Annotated in this window: 18 protein-coding genes; 12 read left to right on the top strand and 6 right to left on the bottom strand. The window is 68.4% G+C overall.

Features of this window, described 5'->3' with window-relative positions; all coding sequences use genetic code 11:
• Positions 1-119 precede the first annotated feature (119 nt).
• The 6 genes from AWC18_RS00585 (at position 120) to AWC18_RS00610 (ending at position 6,978) form a co-directional block, all read left to right on the top strand.
• A complete protein-coding gene (locus AWC18_RS00585; RefSeq protein WP_085136984.1) occupies positions 120-1,436 on the top strand; it encodes a PucR family transcriptional regulator in 1,317 nt (438 codons plus the stop codon).
• A 184-nt stretch (positions 1,437-1,620) separates the two neighbouring features.
• Positions 1,621-2,553, top strand: coding sequence for an ACP S-malonyltransferase (locus AWC18_RS00590; protein ID WP_085136986.1), 933 nt, complete (start codon positions 1,621-1,623; stop codon positions 2,551-2,553).
• 82 nt (positions 2,554-2,635) lie between these two features.
• Entirely contained in the window at positions 2,636-2,935 is a 300-nt protein-coding gene (acpM, locus tag AWC18_RS00595) for a meromycolate extension acyl carrier protein AcpM (protein WP_046320207.1), read from the top strand.
• A gap of 2 nt (positions 2,936-2,937) precedes the next feature.
• Positions 2,938-4,191 carry a 3-oxoacyl-ACP synthase KasA gene (kasA, locus tag AWC18_RS00600; protein WP_085136988.1) on the top strand — a complete coding sequence of 418 codons (1,254 nt, stop codon included), beginning with the start codon at positions 2,938-2,940 and terminating at the stop codon, positions 4,189-4,191.
• A gap of 32 nt (positions 4,192-4,223) precedes the next feature.
• A complete protein-coding gene (kasB, locus tag AWC18_RS00605; RefSeq protein ID WP_064999648.1) occupies positions 4,224-5,492 on the top strand; it encodes a 3-oxoacyl-ACP synthase KasB in 1,269 nt (422 codons plus the stop codon).
• Positions 5,493-5,544: 52 nt separating this feature from the next.
• Entirely contained in the window at positions 5,545-6,978 is a 1,434-nt protein-coding gene (locus AWC18_RS00610) for an acyl-CoA carboxylase subunit beta (RefSeq protein WP_064999647.1), read from the top strand.
• A gap of 30 nt (positions 6,979-7,008) precedes the next feature.
• Here AWC18_RS00610 and AWC18_RS00615 read toward each other — a convergent pair whose 3' ends face one another.
• Together AWC18_RS00615 and AWC18_RS00620 are read right to left on the bottom strand one after the other, a co-directional pair.
• Positions 7,009-8,547, bottom strand: a complete 1,539-nt coding sequence (locus AWC18_RS00615; RefSeq protein WP_085136990.1) for a glycerol-3-phosphate dehydrogenase/oxidase — start codon at positions 8,545-8,547, stop codon at positions 7,009-7,011.
• Positions 8,544-9,122 carry a TetR/AcrR family transcriptional regulator gene (locus AWC18_RS00620; protein WP_085136993.1) on the bottom strand — a complete coding sequence of 193 codons (579 nt, stop codon included), beginning with the start codon at positions 9,120-9,122 and terminating at the stop codon, positions 8,544-8,546. The genes AWC18_RS00615 and AWC18_RS00620 overlap by 4 nt, the downstream gene beginning before the upstream one ends.
• Positions 9,123-9,178: 56 nt before the next feature.
• On the opposite strand from AWC18_RS00620, the gene AWC18_RS00625 reads away from it, so the two are divergent.
• Both AWC18_RS00625 and AWC18_RS00630 read left to right on the top strand, forming a co-directional pair.
• Complete coding sequence (locus AWC18_RS00625; protein ID WP_109559962.1) at positions 9,179-10,768, top strand: FAD-linked oxidase C-terminal domain-containing protein; 1,590 nt, start codon at positions 9,179-9,181, stop codon at positions 10,766-10,768.
• A complete protein-coding gene (locus AWC18_RS00630; protein ID WP_085136997.1) occupies positions 10,765-11,673 on the top strand; it encodes a diacylglycerol kinase in 909 nt (302 codons plus the stop codon). Before AWC18_RS00625 ends, AWC18_RS00630 begins: the two co-directional genes overlap by 4 nt.
• A 14-nt stretch (positions 11,674-11,687) precedes the next feature.
• On the opposite strand, the gene AWC18_RS00635 is transcribed toward AWC18_RS00630, so the two are convergent.
• Entirely contained in the window at positions 11,688-12,209 is a 522-nt protein-coding gene (locus AWC18_RS00635) for a DUF3145 domain-containing protein (protein ID WP_064999656.1), read from the bottom strand.
• 125 nt (positions 12,210-12,334) lie between these two features.
• Positions 12,335-13,159 (bottom strand): serine hydrolase domain-containing protein, encoded by an 825-nt coding sequence (locus AWC18_RS00640; RefSeq protein ID WP_085136999.1) that lies wholly within the window; start codon positions 13,157-13,159, stop codon positions 12,335-12,337.
• Positions 13,160-13,389: 230 nt separating this feature from the next.
• On the opposite strand from AWC18_RS00640, the gene AWC18_RS00645 reads away from it, so the two are divergent.
• Genes AWC18_RS00645 through AWC18_RS00655 form a run of 3 tightly spaced genes read left to right on the top strand, consistent with a single transcriptional unit; the run spans position 13,390 to position 16,920 of the window.
• The gene (locus tag AWC18_RS00645) at positions 13,390-15,195 is read left to right on the top strand and encodes an N-acyl-D-amino-acid deacylase family protein (RefSeq protein ID WP_109559960.1); all 1,806 of its coding nucleotides are present in this window, start codon (positions 13,390-13,392) and stop codon (positions 15,193-15,195) included.
• Between the two features lie 10 nt (positions 15,196-15,205).
• Positions 15,206-16,291, top strand: coding sequence for an S-(hydroxymethyl)mycothiol dehydrogenase (locus AWC18_RS00650; RefSeq protein ID WP_085137004.1), 1,086 nt, complete (start codon positions 15,206-15,208; stop codon positions 16,289-16,291).
• Entirely contained in the window at positions 16,288-16,920 is a 633-nt protein-coding gene (locus AWC18_RS00655; protein WP_085137006.1) for an MBL fold metallo-hydrolase, read from the top strand. The genes AWC18_RS00650 and AWC18_RS00655 overlap by 4 nt, the downstream gene beginning before the upstream one ends.
• Positions 16,921-16,935: 15 nt before the next feature.
• On the opposite strand, the gene AWC18_RS00660 is transcribed toward AWC18_RS00655, so the two are convergent.
• Positions 16,936-17,652, bottom strand: a complete 717-nt coding sequence (locus AWC18_RS00660; protein ID WP_085137009.1) for an SHOCT domain-containing protein — start codon at positions 17,650-17,652, stop codon at positions 16,936-16,938.
• Between the two features lie 82 nt (positions 17,653-17,734).
• Between AWC18_RS00660 and AWC18_RS00665 the strand changes: the two genes are divergently transcribed.
• Positions 17,735-18,811, top strand: coding sequence for a class I SAM-dependent methyltransferase (locus AWC18_RS00665; protein ID WP_085137011.1), 1,077 nt, complete (start codon positions 17,735-17,737; stop codon positions 18,809-18,811).
• Here the strand turns inward: AWC18_RS00665 and AWC18_RS00670 are convergent.
• Complete coding sequence (locus AWC18_RS00670) at positions 18,808-20,217, bottom strand: Hsp70 family protein (RefSeq protein ID WP_165757958.1); 1,410 nt, start codon at positions 20,215-20,217, stop codon at positions 18,808-18,810. The two genes, AWC18_RS00665 and AWC18_RS00670, sit on opposite strands and share 4 nt — an antisense overlap.
• Positions 20,218-20,358: the final 141 nt, after the last annotated feature.

Here is a 20,358-nt window from a genome sequence, read left to right on the forward strand (position 1 = left end):
ACCAACGCCCCAAACGGGACGCCGACCGACCACGACCACACACCCCCTTGACTCGACCTACAGCCAGCTAACCGCCGGGGTTGTGGATTATGACCAGAAAAGTGGCGTAGCTTTTAGGCATGGTTGACAACCCGGCGGGTCCCGTCCTGCCGCGCTCGACGTTGGACCTGCTCAGCGCCGTCCCGGACACCCTGCTGCGCCGGCTCAAGCACTACTCGGGCCGGCTGGCCACCGAAGCGGTGTCGATGATGGGCGACCGGCTGCCGTTCTTCGCCGACCTGGAGGCCTCCCAGCGCGCCAGTGTGGCACTGGTGGTGCAGACGGCGGTGGTCAACTTCGCCGAGTGGATGCACGACCCGCACGGCAACGTCAGCCACACCGCGCAGGCGTTCGAGTTGGTGCCCCAGGAGCTGACCCGCCACATCGCGCTGCGGCACACCGTGGACATGGTGCGGGTCACCATGGAGTTCTTCGAGGAGGTCGTGCCGCTGCTGGCCCGCTCCGAAGAGCAGGTGACCGCGCTGACGGTCGGCATCCTGAAATACAGCCGGGATCTGGCCTTCACCGCCGCCTCCGCCTACGCCGACGCCGCCGAGGCTCGTGGCACGTGGGACTCGCGGATGGAGGCCAGCGTGGTCGACGCCGTGGTCCGCGGCGACACCGGCCCGGAGCTGTTGAGCCGCGCAGCCGCGCTGAACTGGGACACCACCGCCCCGGCCACCGTGGTGGTGGGCACCGCACCACCGGGCCCGGACGCCTTCGCCGGACAGAAGGCCAGCCAGGACGTCCGGGACGTCGCCGAGCGCCACGGCCGGGCGGCCCTGACCGACGTGCACGGCACCTGGCTGGTGGCGATCGTCTCCGGTCCGCTGACGCCCACGCAGAAGTTCTTGGCCGAACTGCTCGGGGCGTTCTCCGACGGGCCGGTGGTGATCGGGCCGACGGCTCCCAGCCTTACCGCCGCCTATCACAGTGCCAGCGAGGCGATCTCGGGAATGAACGCCGTCGTGGGCTGGAGCGGGGCGCCGCGACCGGTGCTGGCACGCGAGCTGCTTCCCGAGCGAGCGCTGATCGGCGATGCGTCGGCGATCGCGGCCCTGCACACCGATGTGATGCGGCCGCTGGCCGAGGCCGGCCCCACGCTCACCGAGACCCTCGACGCCTATTTGGACTGTGGCGGAGCCGTCGAGGCCTGCGCCCGCAAGTTGTTCGTTCATCCAAACACCGTCCGATACCGGCTCAAGCGGATCGCCGACTTCACCGGGCGCGATCCGGCCGTGCCGCGCGACGCCTATGTGCTGCGGGTGGCCACCACCGTCGGGCGCCTGGCGAACCAAGCGCAGCATGCCAGTTTCAGCAGTGCCAACGCGCCCTATGCCGCCGCACCACTGCCCGCCGGGGATCCCGATGAACCTCAGGTCAGCCCGCAGCAATGAACACCTGGCCACACGCCGGGCATAGGCACCCGCCGATGCGCGCCGACGGCGGACACTTGTCGCGGTTCGGTATCGAACGCGTCGCATCAAACGGCAGGTTTGTAGGGTCTCCACAAAAACATAAGACAATGTTCATAATCTAGGACATCCTGCAAATCGCTCTTCACAATGTTCTCTTAAAGACGTGATTGCGTTGCTCGCTCCCGGACAGGGATCTCAGACCCCCGGCATGCTGTCGCCGTGGCTGGAGTCGCCCGGCGCCGATGCCGCGCGCGCGCAGTTGGCCGCCTGGTCGGACATCGCCGGCCTGGACCTGATCGCGCTGGGCACCACCGCGACCGCCGAGGAGATCACCGACACGGCGGTCACCCAGCCGCTGGTGGTGGCGGCGACCCTGCTGGCCTACGCCGAGCTGGTCAAGCGCCGCAACGGCCCGGTGAGCGGCGGCGATGTCATCGTGGCCGGCCACTCGGTCGGCGAGATCGCGGCCTATGCGATCGCCGGTGTCATCTCACCCGACGACGCCGTCATGCTGGCCGCCACCCGCGGCCGCGAGATGGCGAAGGCCTGCGCACTCGAGCCCACCGGCATGGCCGCGGTGCTCGGCGGTGACGAGGCCGAGGTGCTGGCCCGCCTCGAACAACTCGATCTGACCCCGGCCAACCGCAACGCCGTCGGCCAGATCGTGGCGGCCGGTCCGCTGCCCGCCCTGGACAAGCTCGCCGAAGACCCGCCGGCCAAGGCCCGGGTCCGCAAGCTGGCCACCGCCGGCGCGTTCCACACCCACTACATGGCACCGGCGCTGGAGGCCTACGCCGCCGCCGTCGAACAGGTCAAGGCTGCCGGAATCTCAGAGCCCACCGCCACCCTGCTGTCCAATCGCGACGGGCAGCCGGTGACCTCGGCGGCGCAGGCGCTGGAGCACCTGGTCGCGCAGCTGACCCGGCCGGTGCGCTGGGATCTGTGCACCGAGACGCTCCGCGCCCGCGAAGTCACGGCGATCGTGGAATTTCCGCCCGCCGGTACCCTGGCCGGAATCGCCAAACGCGAACTTCGGGGGACTCCGACGCACGCCGTCAAATCTCCCGCAGATCTGGACGGGCTTCCCGAGCTCTAACGCCCGCTTCCAAACCTGCACAACCAGAAACGCAGTAATCACCCCCGCACACCCCGTGCGGATCCAACCGAAGGGAAACACAGTGGCTGCCAGCCAGGAGGAAATCATCGCCGGTCTCGCCGAGATCATCGAAGAGGTGACCGGTATCGAGCCGAGCGAGGTCACCGTCGAGAAGTCCTTCGTCGACGACCTGGACATCGACTCGCTGTCGATGGTGGAGATTGCCGTTCAGACCGAAGACAAGTACGGCGTGAAGATCCCGGACGAGGACCTCGCCGGTCTGCGTACCGTCGGTGACGTGGTTGCTTACATCCAGAAGCTCGAGGCCGAGAACCCCGAGGCCGCCGCCGCGCTGCGCGAGAAGTTCGGTTCCGAGAGCTAATCGTGTCTTCGCAGCCTTCTACGGCCAACGGCGGTTACCCGAATGTCGTGGTAACCGCCGTTGAGGCCACCACTTCAATCAGCGGGGACATCGAGAGCACGTGGAAGGGCCTGCTCGCCGGTGAGAGCGGCATTCACGTGTTGGAGGACGACTTCGTCTCCAAGTGGGATCTGCCGGTCAAGATCGGCGGACACCTCAAGGACCCGGTCGACGACCACATGGGCCGGCTTGACCTGCGACGGATGTCCTACGTCCAGCGCATGGCCAAGCTGCTCGCCGGTCGGTTGTGGGAGAACGCCGGCTCCCCCGAGGTCGACCCTGACCGTTTCGCGGTCGTCGTCGGAACCGGACTGGGTGGCGGCGAGAAGATCGTCGAGACCTATGACCTGATGAACGAGGGCGGCCCCCGCAAGGTGTCGCCGCTGGCCGTTCAGATGATCATGCCGAACGGGGCCGCCGCGGTGGTGGGCCTGCAGCTCGGCGCCCGCGCCGGGGTCATCACCCCGGTGTCGGCCTGCTCCTCGGGATCCGAGGCCATCGCGCACGCGTGGCGGCAGATCGTGATGGGCGACGCGGACTTCGCGGTCTGCGGCGGTGTCGAAGGCGGCATCGAGGCCCTGCCGATCGCCACGTTCTCGATGATGCGGGCCATGTCGACTCGCAACGACGACCCCGAGGGTGCGTCGCGGCCGTTCGACAAGGACCGGGACGGCTTCGTGTTCGGTGAGGCCGGCGCGCTGATGATCATCGAGACCGAAGAGCACGCCCTGGCACGCGGCGCCAAGCCGCTGGCCCGGTTGATGGGCGCCGGAATAACCTCCGACGCCTTCCACATGGTGGCTCCCGGACCCGATGGCAAGCGGGCCGGACGTGCGATGACCCGGGCGCTGGAGTTGGCGGGCCTGTCCCCCAAGGACGTGGACCACGTCAACGCGCACGGAACGGCCACTCCGATCGGTGACACGGCCGAGGCGAACGCGATCCGGGAAGCCGGTTGCCAGCACGCCGCGGTCTACGCACCCAAGTCAGCGCTGGGCCACTCCATTGGAGCGGTCGGTGCGCTGGAGTCGGTGTTGACGGTGCTCACACTGCGTGACGGGGTCATCCCGCCGACGCTGAACTACGAGACGCCCGACCCCGAGATCGATCTCGACGTTGTGGCGGGCGAGCCCCGTTACGGCGACTACAAGTACGCCATCAACAATTCGTTCGGGTTTGGTGGGCACAACGTCGCGCTCGCCTTTGGACGGTACTGACACCGGATCAGAGAGGGAAGTTCGCAACAGCCATGTCATCGCTGGCAACGGGAAAGGGTCTCCCCAACGTCGTCGTCACCGGCTACGCCATGACGACGGCATTGGCCGCGGACGGGGAAGACACCTGGAAGAAGCTGCTGGACGGCCAGAGCGGCATTCGCAAGCTGACCGACTCGTTCGTCGACGAGTTCGACCTGCCGGTTCGCATCGGTGGGCACCTCGTCGAGACCCCGGAGTGCTTTGACGAGGGGCTGAGTCGGACTGAGCTGCGTCGGCTTTCCTATCTGCAGAAGATGGCTTTGGTGCTGGGCCGGCGTGCGTGGGAGCACGCCGGCTCACCCGAAGTCGACACTCGGCGCCTCATGGTGTCGATCGGTACCGGGATGGGCTCCAGCGAGGAGCTCGTCTGGGCCTATGACGGCATGCGGGAACGCGGCCTGAAAGCGGTCTCCCCGCTGGTCGTGCAGAAGTACATGCCCAACGGTGCGGCCGCAGCGGTCGGCCTGGACCGTAAGGCCAAGGCCGGGGTGATCACCCCGATCTCGGCCTGCGCCTCCGGCTCGGAGGGCATCGCCCACGCCTGGCAGCAGATCGTGCTCGGCGAAGCCGACATGGCGATCTGCGGTGGCGTGGAGACCCGGATCGAAGCGGTGCCGATCGCCGGGTTCGCCCAGATGCGGATCGTGTTGTCCACCACCAACGACGACCCCGAGGGGGCGTGTCGCCCGTTCGACCGTGACCGCAACGGGTTCGTGTTCGGTGAGGCCGCCGCGCTGATGGTGATCGAGACCGAGGAGCACGCCAAAGCGCGCGGGGCCAACATCATGGCGCGGATCATGGGTGCCTCGATCACCTCGGACGGCTACCACATCGTCGCGCCGGACCCCGACGGGCAGAGCGCGGGCCGGGCGATGACCCGGGCGATCCAGATCGCCGGCCTGACACCCGCCGACATCTCCCACGTCAACGCGCACGCCACCGGAACGTCGGTCGGCGACGTGGCCGAGGGCCACGCGATCAACCTCGCGCTGGGGCCGCACGGCGGCAACGCCGCGGTGTACGCACCCAAGGCGGCAATCGGCCACTCGGTCGGTGCGGTCGGCGCGGTGGAGTCCATCCTGACCGTGCTGGCACTGCGCGACCAGATCATCCCGCCGACGCGGAACCTGGAGAACCTCGACCCCGAGATCGACCTGGACGTGGTGGCAGGCGAAGCGCGCCCGGGCAACTACGAGTACGCGATCAACAATTCATTCGGGTTCGGCGGGCACAACGTCGCGCTCGTCTTCGGCCGGTACTGATAGCCGCCGCAGCGGGACCCGCGATCTAAAGATCAGACCTAGGAGAGGCGCGATGACGACAATGGCTCCCGAGACGGTGGGCGAATCGCTCGACCCGCGTGATCCCCTGCTGCGTCTGTCGACGTTCTTCGACGACGGCACCGTGGAACTGCTGCACGAGCGCGACCGCTCCGGCGTGCTGGCCGCGAGCGGCACCGTCAACGGAGTACGCACCATCGCGTTCTGCACCGACGGCACCGTGATGGGCGGTGCGATGGGCATCGAGGGCTGCGACCACATCGTCAACGCCTACGACACCGCGATCGCCGAGCAGAGCCCGATCGTGGGCCTGTGGCACTCGGGTGGTGCCCGGTTGGCCGAGGGTGTGCGGGCCCTGCACGCGGTCGGACGGGTCTTCGAGGCCATGATCCGGGCATCCGGATTCGTCCCGCAGATCTCGGTGGTGGTCGGTTTCGCGGCCGGTGGCGCCGCCTACGGGCCGGCTCTGACCGACGTCATCGTGATGGCACCGGAGGGCCGGGTGTTCGTCACCGGCCCCGACGTGGTGCGCAGCGTCACCGGTGAGGACGTCGACATGGCCGCGCTGGGCGGCCCCGACACCCACCACAAGAAGTCCGGCGTCTGCCACATCGTCGCCAACGACGAGCTCGACGCCTACGAGCGGGGCCGCCGTCTGGTCGGGTTGTTCTGCCAGCAGGGTCATTTCGACCGCACCAAGGCCGAAGCGGGCGAGATCGACCTGCATGCGCTGCTGCCGGAGTCGTCACGACGCGCCTACGACGTGCACCCGCTGGTGCACGGGCTGCTCGACACCACTGATGAGGGCGCCCCCTCCTTCGAGGAATTCCAGGCCAAGTGGGCGCCGTCGATGGTGGTCGGGCTGGGCCGGTTGTCGGGCCGCACCGTCGGCGTGCTGGCCAACAACCCGCTGCGGCTGGGTGGGTGCCTGAACTCCGAAAGCGCCGAGAAGGCAGCACGTTTCGTACGGCTGTGCGACGCGTTCGGGATTCCACTGATCGTGATCGTCGACGTGCCGGGCTACCTGCCGGGCGTCGGCCAGGAATGGGGCGGCGTGGTGCGTCGCGGCGCCAAGCTGCTGCACGCGTTCGGCGAGGCCACCGTCCCCCGGGTCACGCTGGTGACGCGCAAGACCTACGGCGGGGCCTACATCGCGATGAACTCGCGGTCGTTGGGCGCCACCAAGGTGTTTGCCTGGCCGGACGCCGAAGTCGCGGTGATGGGCGCCAAGGCCGCGGTCGGCATCCTGCACAAGAAGAAGCTGGCTGCCGCCGCCGAGCACGAGCGGGAGGCGCTGCACGAGGAGCTGGCCGCCGAGCACGAGCGGATCGCCGGCGGGGTGGACAGCGCCATCGACATCGGCGTTGTCGACGAGAAGATCGACCCGTCGCACACCCGCGGCAAGATCACCCAGGCGTTGGCCGAGGCGCCCGCCCGTCGCGGTCGCCACAAGAACATCCCGCTGTAAGCGTCGCGTCCGCGTCAGTCCTGCGCGCGATCACTCGTGCGTTGCGAACTCCCGAGCGACGTCGAGGACCCGGTCGCGGTCTTGGGCCACCAGTCCGATCCGGGTCCGGCGATCCACGATGTCGTCAGCGGTCAGTGCACCCTCGTGGCTGACGGCGTACTCGAACTCGGCACGGATCACGTCGATGCCCTGGGCCACCGGCTCCGCGGGCCGCTCGCAGGTGGCGGCTGCCAACACGTTGGCCGCCTCCTGTCCGTAGCGCAGCACCAGCGACGCGGGTAGGTCTGCCGTCAGCGCAACGTCCGATCCCGGGTTCTCGGGTGCACCGATCAAGGGCATGTTCCGGGTGCGGCACGGCGTGGCCGGCAGCGCCCGCAGTCGCACGGCCCGGTCCAGCACGTCTTCGGCCATATGCCGGTATTCGGTCAGTTTGCCCCCGATCACGCTGAGCACACCGGTCTCCGATTCCACGACGGCGTGATTGCGTGAGACGTCTGCGGTGCGGCCTTCTCCGGTGTCGATCAGCGGTCGCAGCCCGGCGTAGGCGCCGCGGACGTCGGCCGTGCTCAGCGCGGTGCCCAATGCGGTGTTGACGGTGTCCAACAGGAAGGAGATCTCCGCGGAGGTGGGTTGCGGCACATCGGGAATGGGACCGGGCGCCTCTTCGTCGGTGAGGCCCAGATACACCCGGCCCAGCTGTTCGGGCATGGCGAACACGAACCGGTTCAGCTCACCGGGGATCGGCACGGTCAGCGCGGCAGTCGGATTGCCGAAGGCGGCGGCGTCGAACACCAGATGCGTGCCGCGGCTCGGACGCAGTCGCAGTGCCGCGTCGATGTCCGCGGCCCAGACGCCGGTCGCGTTGATCACCGCGCGCGCGGTGACGTCGAACGACTCACCGGAGAACTGGTCGGTCAGCCGTACCGTGTCGCCGGTGGCCTGCGATGCCGCCACGTAGGTCAGGATCGTCGCGCCGTGCTGGGCCGCGGTTCGGGCGACCGCCGTGACCAGGCGGGCGTCGTCGATCAACTGCCCGTCGTAGGCCAACAGGCCGCCGTCGAGGCCGTCCCGGCGCACCGTCGGCGTCAGCTCCGCGGCGTGCGCGGCCGAGACCCGTCGCGAGCGCGGCAATACCGTCGGCGGTGTGCCGGCCAACCGGCGCAGCGCGTCACCGGCGAGAAACCCGGTGCGCACCAGAGCCCGTTCGCGCCGCCGCATCGACCCCAGCAGCGGGACCAGTTGCGGCATCGCCCGTACCAGGTGAGGTGCGTTGCGGGTCATCAGAATCCCGCGTTCGACGGCGCTGCGCCGCGCAATGCCCACATTGCCGGTCGCCAGGTAGCGCAGTCCGCCGTGGACCAGTTTGGAGCTCCACCGGCTGGTGCCGAAGGCCAGATCCTGCTTGTCCACGCACACCACCCGCAGGCCGCGAGTCGCCGCGTCCAGGGCGATGCCGGCACCGGTGATTCCGCCACCGATCACCAGGACGTCCACGGTCGCCCCGTCGGCAAGTGCTTCGAGGTCGGCGGTGCGGAGCGCGGCGTTGAGCGCAGCGTTGTCGGGCATCACGAGAGGTACCTGTTCAGGGTGTAGGCCAGTTCGGTGGAGAGCGCGTCCTCGTCGAGGATCGGCGCGACGACTTGGGCGGACTGGATCGCCGATTGGGTGATCAACAGACACATCGCGGCCAGTTCGCGAGGGTCGCCGGCCCGCACGGTGCCGGCGGCCTGAGCGGCGCCGAGTTCACCGGCCACCAGGTCGATCAGCCGCCGTTGGCTCGCCCCCATCCGCTGGGCGATGTAGACCATCGCCAGATCGGGCGCGTGGTGCAGCACCTGCATCACCACCTCGTCGTGGCGCAGCTGCGCCGCCACCGCGACGATCCGCATGACCAGTGCCTCACGTCCGGTTCCCGGTTGCTCGAGTTCGGCCCAGGTCGCGGTGATCCGCGAGGTCAGCAGTGCGGCGATCACCGAGCGGCTGTCCGGCCACCGCCGGTAGACCGTGGGGCGACTCACTCCGGCGCGCCGCGCGATGGCCGCCAGCGTGACCCGCTCCATGCCCAAGGCGAGCAGGCAGCTTGCCGCGGCGTCGAGGATGCGCTCCCCGACATCCAGCTGCTCGTCATTACTGGTTGACAGCATGTGTAATACTGTAACGCATGACGCAGGCCGACGCCGACGACGCCCTGACCCCTCCGATGAAGTGGAATGCCTGGGGAGATCCGGCAGCCGCCAAGCCTTTGAGCGACGGCATCCGCCAACTGCTCAAAGCCGCGCTGGGAGTGGACGTCGCCAGCACCCAGGAACGCGACCCCAGCCAGGTGTCGCTCACTCCGTCGGCCTTGACCGAGGAAGACCACGCCGCGTTGGCGGCGATCGTGGGCGACCGGCACTGCCGCACCGATCACGCCGCACGGCTACTGCACGCCGGGGGCAAGTCCACCCTGGATCTGTTGCGGCGCAATGATTCCGGAACCCAGGATGCCCCGGACGCGGTGCTGCTGCCCGGCGGCCCCGACGGCGAGGACCAGTTACAGGCGATCCTGCGCCACTGCAGCCAGCATGCGATCGCGGTGGTGCCCTTCGGCGGCGGCACCAGCGTCGTCGGTGGACTCGACCCGATCCGCGGTGACTTCTCCGCCGTGGTGTGCGTGGATCTGCGCCGGTTCGATCAACTGCTCAACCTCGACGAGGTCTCCGGCGAAGCGGAGTTCGGCGCCGGGGTGACCGGGCCGGACGCCGAGCGACTGCTCGGCGAGCACGGCTTTTCGCTGGGCCACTTTCCGCAGAGCTTCCAGTTCGCCACCCTCGGCGGCTTCGCCGCCACCCGATCCTCCGGTCAGGACTCGGCCGGCTACGGCCGCTTCGACGACATGGTCCGCGGCCTGCGGATGATCACCCCGGCCGGGGTACTGGACCTGGGCCGCGCCCCAGCCTCGGCGGCCGGGCCGGACCTGCGCCAACTGCTGCTGGGGTCGGAGGGCGTGTTCGGCATCATCACCCGGGTGCGGGTGCGGGTGCACCCGGTGCCGGCGACGACGCGCTACGAAGCCTGGTCGTTCCCGGATTTCGCCACCGGAGCAGCCGCGCTGCGCGCGGTCACGCAGACCGGCACCGGCCCCACCGTCATCCGGCTGTCCGACGAAGCGGAGACCGGGGTGAACCTGGCCACCGCCGAGCAGATCGGCGAGCAGCAGGTCACCGGTGGCTGCCTGGCGATCACGCTGTTCGAGGGGACTGCCGAGCACGCCGAAAGCCGGCACGCCGAGACCCGGGCGGTGCTGTCCGCGCACGGGGGTACCTCGCTGGGTGAAGAACCGGCGCGCGCCTGGGAGCACGGCCGATTCTCCGCGCCCTACCTGCGCGATTCACTGCTGGCCGCCGGGGCGCTGTGCGAAACGCTGGAGACCGCCACCGACTGGGCGCGCGTTCCCACACTCAAGACGGCGGTCACCGAGGCGCTGACCACCGCGCTGGCCGACAGCGGGACGCCCGCGCTGGTGATGTGCCACATCTCGCACGTCTACCCCACCGGCGCATCGCTCTACTTCACCGTGGTGGCAGGACAACGCGGCAATCCCATCGAACAGTGGCGGGCTGCGAAAGTCGCTGCGGGCGATGCGATCATGCGAGCCGGCGGAACCATCACCCACCACCACGCCGTCGGCGCCGATCACCGGCCGTGGATGAGCGAAGAGGTGGGCGAGCTGGGGGTGCAGGTGCTGCGCGCGGTCAAGGCCACACTGGACCCGGCCGGAATCCTCAACCCCGGCAAACTGATTCCATGACGTCGCGCCAGATCAGCCGGATCACGCTGCTGACCAACCCGGCGGCCGGGCACGGCAACGCTCGGCATGCCGCCGAGCGGGCGCTGGCACGGTTCCAGCAGCGCGGGGTCAACGTCAACCACATCGTCGGATCCACTGCTCAGCATGCGCGCCAGCTGCTCGAGGAGGCGCTGGCGGCCGGAACGGACGCGGTGGTGGTGGCCGGCGGCGACGGCGTCATCTCACTGGCGCTGCAGTCGCTGGCGCTCGGTGACGTGCCTCTGGGGATCATCCCGGCCGGTACCGGCAACGATCACGCCCGTGAATACGGGTTGCCCACCGGCGATCCCGAGGCGGCCGCCGACGTCGTCTCCGAAGGCCACACCGAGACGATCGACCTGGGCCGCATCGTCGAGGACGACGGCGCGGTGTCCTGGTTCGGCACCGTGATGGCGGCCGGCTTCGATTCCCTGGTGAGCGACCGGGTCAACCGGATGCGCTGGCCACACGGCCGGATGCGGTACAACGTCGCCATGGTGGCGGAGATTTCCCGGCTGCGCCTGCTGCCGTTCCGGCTGACCTTCGATGATGACGATCCGCTGGACATCGACCTGACGCTGGCGGCGTTCGGCAACACCCGCAGCTACGGCGGAGGCATGTTGATCTGCCCGGGCGCCGATCACGCCGACGGCCTGCTGGACGTCACCATGGTGCACTCGGACTCGCGGACCAAGCTGATTCGCCTGTTCCCCACCGTGTTCAAGGGCACTCATGTGCTTCTGGATGAGGTGAGCACCCGGCGGGCGAAGTCCATTCGGGTGGAGTGCCCCGGGATCAATGCCTACGCCGACGGCGACTACGTGGCCCCGCTGCCGGTGACGGTGTCAGCGGTGCCGGGCGCGCTCCAGATCCTGCGCCGCCGCTGACCCGCTGGCAGGCATCAGCCCACGCCGCGGCTGAGCCAGGACACCTCCGCGCCTTCGCCACCGTCGCGGTAGGGTTCCAACGCCTCGTCCCAGGCGGTGCCCAGCACCGTCTCCAGGTCTGCGGCCAGCGCGTCGGCACCCGCCGCCATCAGCGTGCGCAGGCGGTTCTCCCCGACCATCACGTCACCGTTGGCGCTCATCGTTCCGCTCCACAGGCCGAGCTGCGGGGTGTGGCTGAACCGCTGGCCGTCGACTCCGGCGCTGGGGTCTTCGGTGACTTCGAAGCGCAACACGGACCAGGAGCGCAGTGCGCTGGCCAGCTGAGCGCCGGTGCCCACCGGACCAACCCAGTTGACCACCGCTCGCAACTGTCCCGGCATGGCGGGCTGCGGCGTCCAGTTGAGCTTCAACTGGCCGTTTCGGGCACCCAAAGCCGAGGTCAGTGCCCACTCGACGTGCGGGCACACCGCCGCCGGCGAGGCATGGATGTACACCACGCCGCTGGTCACGTCGGCGAATTGATTCGTCGCGCGCATCAGTTGCTCCTTCGGATCCACGAGGGACGTCTTCCCCAACGACCTGGTGGGACCGAAATGAACGGTGATACGGCTGAGTATTCAGTGTTGTATGTGTCTATTGTGCCTTGTGTGACGCCTGTTGGCTAGTCCCGGCCGTACTCGGCTACCACAGCGTCGGACAGCGTGGGCCATCGGTCGGTCACCCAGTCGCCGAAGTCGCGATCGGTGAGCACCACCAGTGCGCGCTGAATCGACGGATCAGCCCAGATCAGGGTGCCTGACTGGCCGAAATGACCGAAGGTCCGCGCCGAATTGTCCGCACCGGTCCAGTGCGGTGTCTTCCCATCCCGAATCTCGAATCCCAGCCCCCAGTCATTCGGGCGCTGCGGCCCGTAGCCCGGCAACACACCGTCCAGGCCGGGAAACTGCACGCGAGTGGCCTCCGCGTGCAGCTGCGGCGACACCGTCACCGGCACCAGCAGGTCGCCGGCGAAGGCGGCCAGGTCAGCGACGGTCGAGGTGCCCCCGAAACCGGCCGCCGACGCTCCCCCGTCCAGCCGGCTGGCGGTCATGCCCAGCGGCTCGAACACCGCCTCGGTCAGGTAGCGGCCGAATTCGATGCCGGAGGCCTGCTGCACGGCCTGCGCCAGCACCGCGAAACCGTGGTTGGAGTACACCCGCCGCGTGCCGGGCTTGGCCAGCACCCGATCGGAGTCCGGCGAAAGCCCGGAGGCGTGCGCAAGCAGATGCCGGATCGTGGCACCGGGCGGCCCAGCCGGGGTGTCCAGGTCGACGGCGCCCTCTTCGACCGCGACCTGCACCGCCCGCGCCACCAGAGGCTTGGTCACCGACGCGAGATAGAACGGCCGCGCGATATCGCCGTGGGTGGCCAACACACCCGTGGGACCGATCACGGCAGCGGCGGCGTGATCGACTGGCCAGTCGTCGAGAGCGGCGAGAGTGGGCATCGCAGGCCAGCCTAGAGCGGCGACTGCGAGCGCGGCGAAGCCGGGCGACGCAGGTCGCCGCCATCAGCCCAGCGGCGACTGCGAGCGCGGCGAAGCCGGGCGACGCAGGTCGCCGCCATCAGCCCGGGGCCGGGAGATGTCCGCAAATGTCAAAGAAATGTCCGCCGATGTCGAGACGCCACCCGCCGTGCGCGACATGCTGGAACGGCAATCGGCGGAAAGGAACACCCGTGAGCTTTGACACCGTGATTCGTGGCGGCCGGTGGTTCGACGGCACCGGCGCACCGTCGGCGATCCGCAACATCGGTATCCGCGACGGACACGTGGCCGCGATCTCCGCCGAACCGCTCGACGAGTCGGGCTGCGGCCGGGTGATCGACGCGGCCGGCAAGTGGGTGCTGCCCGGGCTGCTCGACATCCACACGCACTACGACGTCGAGATACTCGTGGCGCCCGCACTGTCGGAGTCGGTGCGCCATGGCGTGACGACCGTGCTGGTGGGCTCGTGCTCGCTGTCCACCATCCATGTCGACGGCCCGGATGCCGGCGACCTGTTCGGCAGAGTGGAGGCCATCCCGCGGCAGTACGTGGTCGACACCATCGATGCGCACAAGACCTGGTCGAGTTGTGAGGACTACATCGCCAGCCTGGAAAAGCTGCCCCTCGGCCCCAACGTGACGGCGCTGATCGGGCACTCCGACATGCGTGCCGCGACCATGGGCTTGGACCGCGCCACCCGCTCCGGTGAAAGACCCACGGCGGCCGAGCAGGCCCGGATGGAACAGATGCTGGACGAAGCATTGCAGGCGGGATTCGTCGGGATGTCTTCCCAGCAGCTGCTTTTCGACAAGATGGACGGCGAAGTCTGCCGCTCCCGGACGCTTCCCTCGACGTACGCCAAGCCCAGAGAACTGCGCCGCCTCAAGGCGAAGCTGCGGCGCAGCGGACGGATTCTGCAGGCCGGGCCGGACCTCAAGAATCCGCTCGACGTGATGTCGCAGCTGGCCCAAGCCCTGGGAATATTCCGCCGGCCACTCAAGACCACACTGCTGGCTGCCGCCGACGTCAAGAGCAACCGGCTGGCGGTTCCGACCATCATCAAGACATCGCGCATGCTCAACAAGCTGGGCGCCGACTTCCGCTGGCAGCATCTGCCGGTGCCGTTCGAGGTCTATGCCGACGGCATCGATCTGGTGATCTTCGAAGAGTTCGGCTCGGGAGCCGAGGCGCTGCACCTGCGCGAGACCGTTGAGCGTGACGAATTGATGCGGGACGCGTCCTACCGGCGACGCTTCCGCAAGGACTACGAAAGCAAGTTCGGACCACGCGTCTGGCACCGCGATTTCTTCGACGCCGAGATCGTCGGCTGTCCGGACGCCTCGGTGGTCGGAAAGTCCTTCGGGCAGGTCGGGATCGAGCGCGGCGGAGTGCATCCCGTCGACGCCTTCCTCGATCTCGTCCTCGAACACGGGACCGCCCTGCGTTGGCGCACCACCATCTCCAACGACCGGCCCGAGGTGCTCAAGACACTCGCTGCCGAACCCGGCATCCAGATGGGATTCTCGGACGCTGGTGCTCACCTGCGCAATATGGCGTTCTACAACATGGGACTGCGGTTGCTGCGCCATGTCCGCGACGCCCAGCAGTCCGGGCAGGAGTTCATCTCGGTCGAGCAGGCGGTGCACCGACTGACCGGTGAACTGGCCGACTGGTACCGGGTCGACGCCGGCCACCTGCGCATCGGTGACCGAGCCGACGTGGTGGTCATCGACCCGGCCCATCTCGACGACGCTCTGGAGGCCTACGCCGAGGAGTCCTTCGAGCCCTACGGCGGGATGTCACGAATGGTCAACCGCAACGACCAAGCCGTCGCCGCGGTGTTCATCTCCGGCCAAGCGGTGGTCCTCGAGGGTCAGCCCACCAGCATCCTCGGGACGCAGCGCACCGGAAGTTTCCTGCGCGCCGACACCCGTACTCCGGCCCCGAGCGTGCCTGCCGCGCAAGCCAGCGCATCGCACACCACAGCGGCAACATAAGGTTGGCCCCATGAGTCAGACAGTGCGCGGTGTGATCTCCCGCGAGAAGGGCAAGCCGGTCGAGGTGACCGAGATCGTCATTCCCGAGCCCGGTGCCAATGACGTCGTCGTGGCCATCACCGCCTGCGGGGTGTGCCACACCGACTTGACCTACCGCGACGGCGGTATCAACGACAGCTACCCGTTCCTGCTGGGTCACGAGGCCTCCGGCACCGTCGAGTCGGTGGGCTCGGCGGTCACCGCGGTCGAGCCCGGCGACTTCGTGATCCTGAACTGGCGCGCGGTGTGCGGACAGTGCCGCGCCTGCAAGCGCTGCCGCCCGCACCTGTGCTTCGACACCTTCAACGCCTCGGTTCCGATGACCCTGACCGACGGCACCGAGCTCACCCCGGCGCTGGGCATCGGAGCGTTCGCGGACAAGACGCTGGTGCACGAAGGCCAGTGCACCAAGGTCGATCCGAGCGCTGACCCGGCGGTAGCCGGGCTGCTGGGATGCGGCGTGATGGCCGGTCTGGGTGCCGCGATCAACACCGGTGGCGTCACCCGCGATGACACCGTCGCGGTGATCGGGTGCGGCGGTGTGGGCGATGCCGCCATCGCCGGCGCGGCCCTGGTGGGCGCCCGGCGGATCATCGCCGTCGACACCGACGACACCAAACTCACCTGGGCCCGGGAGTTCGGTGCCACCGACACCATCAACGCCCGCACCCAGGACCCGGTCGAGGCCATCCAGGAGCTCACCGACGGTTTCGGTGCCGATGTGGTGATCGACGCCGTCGGCCGTCCAGAGACCTGGAAGCAGGCGTTCTACGCACGCGACCTGGCTGGAACCGTTGTGCTGGTAGGTGTTCCGACCCCGGACATGCAGCTGGAGATGCCGCTGATCGACTTCTTCTCCCGCGGCGGTTCGCTGAAGTCCTCCTGGTACGGCGACTGCCTGCCCGAGCGCGACTTCCCCACCCTGATCAGCCTGTATCTGCAGGGCCGGCTGCCGTTGGACAAATTCGTCTCCGAACGCATCGGACTGAACGATGTCGAGAAGGCATTCCATCGCATGCACGGCGGCGAAGTGCTGCGGTCGGTCGTGGTGCTATGACCTCCGCCGGTCCGATTCAGCGGGTCATCACCCACGGAACCTTCGAACTCGACGGCGGTAGTTGGGAAGTCGACAACAACATCTGGATCGTCGGTGACGATTCCGATGTGGTGGTCTTCGACGCCGCCCACGACGCCGCCCCGATCGTCGAGGCAGTCGGCGGGCGCAACGTGGTGGCGGTGGTCTGCACACACGGCCACAACGACCACATCACGGTGGCACCGGAACTGCGCCAGGCGCTCGACGCTCCGGTGCTGCTGCATCCCGGCGACGACATGCTGTGGCAGATGACGCACCCGGACAGCGACTTTCGGGCGGTGGCCGATGGCGACACCCTCACCGTCGGTGGTTTGGAACTGCGGGCGCTGCACACCCCTGGTCACTCGCCGGGCTCGGTGTGCTGGCATGTACCGGACCTGGGCGCGGTGTTCAGCGGCGACACGCTGTTCTGTGGCGGTCCGGGGGCGACCGGGCGCTCGTTCTCGGACTTCCCGACCATTCTGGCGTCGATCTCGGAGCGGCTCGGCAAACTGCCGGCCGACACGGTGGTCTACACCGGGCACGGCGACAGCACCCGTATCGGTGACGAGCTGGTGCATTACGACGAGTGGGTGGCGCGCGGCCACTGACGATGCGCCGAGAGCTCAGTGCCCCCGCAGGATCCGCCGCTTCTCTTCGGCGAACTCCTTCTCGGTCAGTGCTCCCGAATCACGCAGCGCCGTTATGGTTTTGAGCTGCTCGATCCGAATTTTCTCCCCCTCGGGAGCGAAGCGCTCCGGGCTGACGTCCGTTCGGATTTCCACTGGGCCCACCGACGGGCGGCGACGGCCGGCCGTCAGCAGCCGGCTGACGATCAGGTCCAGCAACCCGAGCGCGAAGATCACCGGAAACACCCACAGCAGGGTCGACTGGCCGGCGGGCTTGCCGAAAGCCAGCCGCGGAGCGATAAAGCCCCCGACCTGCCCATCGGTGACGATGCGGTAGTCGCCGGCCTCGGCCACGTACACCCGCCACAGCCGTCGCCTCGAGTCGTTGTTGACCGTGGTGGTCACCCCGACGCTCTCCTCGAACTCCGGTTCTGCCACGCCCTCCGGTGGCGTCACCGTGACGCTGATCGGTGGGACCGGCAGTCCGCCTCCACTGGGGCTGGAGATGACCCGCGCGTGCAGATTCACCGTCACCTCACCCGCCGGCAGATGCACGGTGCCCGTGCCCGGAATCGGCACCTCGCCGTATGCGTCGTAGCGGTCCAGCACAAAGACGTTGAGAATCAGCGCAACCACGAAGCCGATCGCACCAATGGTCATCAGGCCGACTGCAACCACGACCGGAATGCGCCCGACCGCCCGCTGTGCGCCCACTTACAGAAGTGTGCCACGGATCGCCGATACCGCTACCGTCAGTGGTGATATCGATGACGTGTCGCCCCGGTGGGAGGTGCCTATGCCAGAGTCGAGCATCGTGGTCCGTCCCGAGCCCGGCGGAGTTCCCTCGAGCCGATTGCAGGCGGCCGGACTGGCGCACGCCACCGGCGTGTTCGAAGAGCTCGCGGCGACGGTTCCGCTGCCCGCCGCGCCGCGGCCGATCGTGATAGCCGACTATGGCGCCGCCATCGGCTACAACTCACTGCTTCCGATCGGCGCCGCCATTGCGGCATTTCGCCGGCGAACCCGCACCGATCATGCCGTTTGGGTTGTCCATACCGACCTGCCGGACAACGACTTCACTGGGCTGTTCACCACGCTGGCAGAAGATCCCGACAGCTACGTCCGCAAGGACACCGCCAGCTTCCCCTCCGCGGTCGGCCGCTCGTTCTACAGCCAGATCCTGCCCTCACAGAGCGTCAACCTGGGCTGGACCTCCTGGGCGACCATGTGGCTGCGCCGGCCCGTCACTGAGCTTCCCGAGTTCGCCGACCACGTCCATGTGGAGCACAGCGACGACGACGCAGCGCGGCGCGCCTACGCCCGCCAGGCCGCGCAGGATTGGCATGACTTCGTGGCGTACCGCGGCCGTGAATTGTGCCCCGGCGGAAAGCTGCTGGTGTTGACTGCAGCCGTCGACGCCGCGGGCCGTTCGGGCTACCAGCCGCTGCTCGATGCGATCGTGGCGGTTCTCGCCGAGCAGGTGCGCGAGGGCGACCTGTCTCGGGAGGAGGTCGCCCGCATGTCGATCCCGGTGTTCGGCCGCAGCGAGAAGGAACTCCGCGCGCCGTTCGCCCCCGCGGGGCGGTTCGAGTCGCTGACGATCGAGCACCTGGAGGTCTTCGATGCCGAGGACCGATTCTGGGGTCGATACCTGCGCGACGGCGATGCTGCCGCGCTCGGCGCCCATTGGGCATCCTTCGTCAGCGCGGCGATCTTCCCGACGCTGGCCTCCGCGCTGGCCGGTGGTGCCGAGGATCCGCGCGCTACCGACTTCGTGCGTCGTCTGGAAGCCGGCGTGGCCGCCCGGCTTGCGAGCAACCCTCAGCAGGTGCAGATTCCGCTGGCGCTGATCGTTCTGACCAAGCAGCGCTAGGGGTTGTCCGGGCTCTCGGTGAATTCCGGAGCGGGGCTCTCGGTGAACTCCGGAGCCGGGCTCTCGGTGAACCCGGGCGGCTCCTGCGGAATCGGTTCGGGGCTGGGCGCGAATGCCGGAGGCGGTTCGAACGTCGGAGACGGTGCAGTCACGGTGGTCGTCGTCGATGAGACCGGGGTCAGCTCATCAAAGTCCGTGTCGTCGTCGGCGGCATTGCGCAGCACCAGCACGGCAACCGTACCCAGCAACATCGCGACCAGCCCGGCCAAGACCACCACCAGGATCGGTCGGCGATACCACTCGACCACGATGCCCTGACCGCCGATCAGCTCGGGTTCCGGTATGGGTGGGCGCGGCGCGGTGGGAGGGGGGTACAGCGGCGGGGGCGTCACCAACGGTTGTAGGTCCGCATCCGGGACACTTTCGACAGCCGGTGGCGGAGCGTGCTCCGGTGGCGAAACCGACTCCGGAAATGGCGGTGGCGCCACCGGAGGCCGTGCCTTGGGGACGGCGACCACATCGCCGGCGACACTCAGTGCGGCGCCGATGGCTGCCGTCAACTGGGGTCGCGGCGAGCTGATCACGGCGACCCCGAAACGTTGCGCCAGACCAGTGGTGACCGTCGGCATTTTCGCCCCACCGCCGACCGAGACGATCGCCGACAGCGCATCGGCGGCAATCCCGTTGTCATCCAAGGTGTTCTGTAAGACGGTAAAGAAGCCCTCCAGCGGCTGGCGCAGAGCCTCCTCAAGTTCGACGCGAGTCAGCCACACACCGCCGTGGAATCCCCCGATTTCGGCCACGGTCTCATACGACAGCTGTTCCTTGGCGTCACGGCATTGGCTGCGCAACCGGGTCAGCGATCCCACCGTCGGCGGGCCGTCGCCGTTGCCGTCGCCGTTGCCACCCAGATCTGCGACCACGTGATCCAGCAGTGCCTGGTCGATCCCGTCACCGGAAAAGACGGTGGTGCGGCGCGTTTCGCTGATCGGTTCGAATCCGCGCTCCGCGTCGACGAGGGTGATATTGGTTCCGCTGCCCCCGAAGTCGCACACGGCGATGATCCCGTGGTCTGGCAGGCCCGGGTTCGCCTTCAGCGCCGTCAACACGGCCGTTGTGTCCGAGATCAGCGTGACCGGATGCTGCGCCCATTCCGACACCCGACCCAGCGCGGTGCGAAGCGCGCCAACTGCGTCGCTGGACCAGTGCGCGGGATGGGTCACCGCCACTGCCGGGGGTAGCGGGCGGCCCTCGGTCACCGCATACGCCAAGGCATGCAACCCATCTGCCAGCAGTTGCTCAGCACGGTGGGTAGACCCATCGCTGGCCACCACCGGCTTGTCGCCGCCGACGCGATCCACGAAATCGGTCACGACAAGTCCACGGTCGTGCAACTCGGAACTCACTGCGGAATTCTCTGAGGGCATGCCGATTTGGGACGGCCGATCCCGGAACAGTGTCAGGACGGGCCGGCGGGTGATCGCGCGATCGGCGGTAACCGCCGCCAATGTGGTCGCCCCGACGGACATCCCCAACGCGGGGCCAGT

This window comes from Mycolicibacter nonchromogenicus, assembly GCF_002101775.1.
Lineage (GTDB): Bacteria > Actinomycetota > Actinomycetes > Mycobacteriales > Mycobacteriaceae > Mycobacterium > Mycobacterium nonchromogenicum.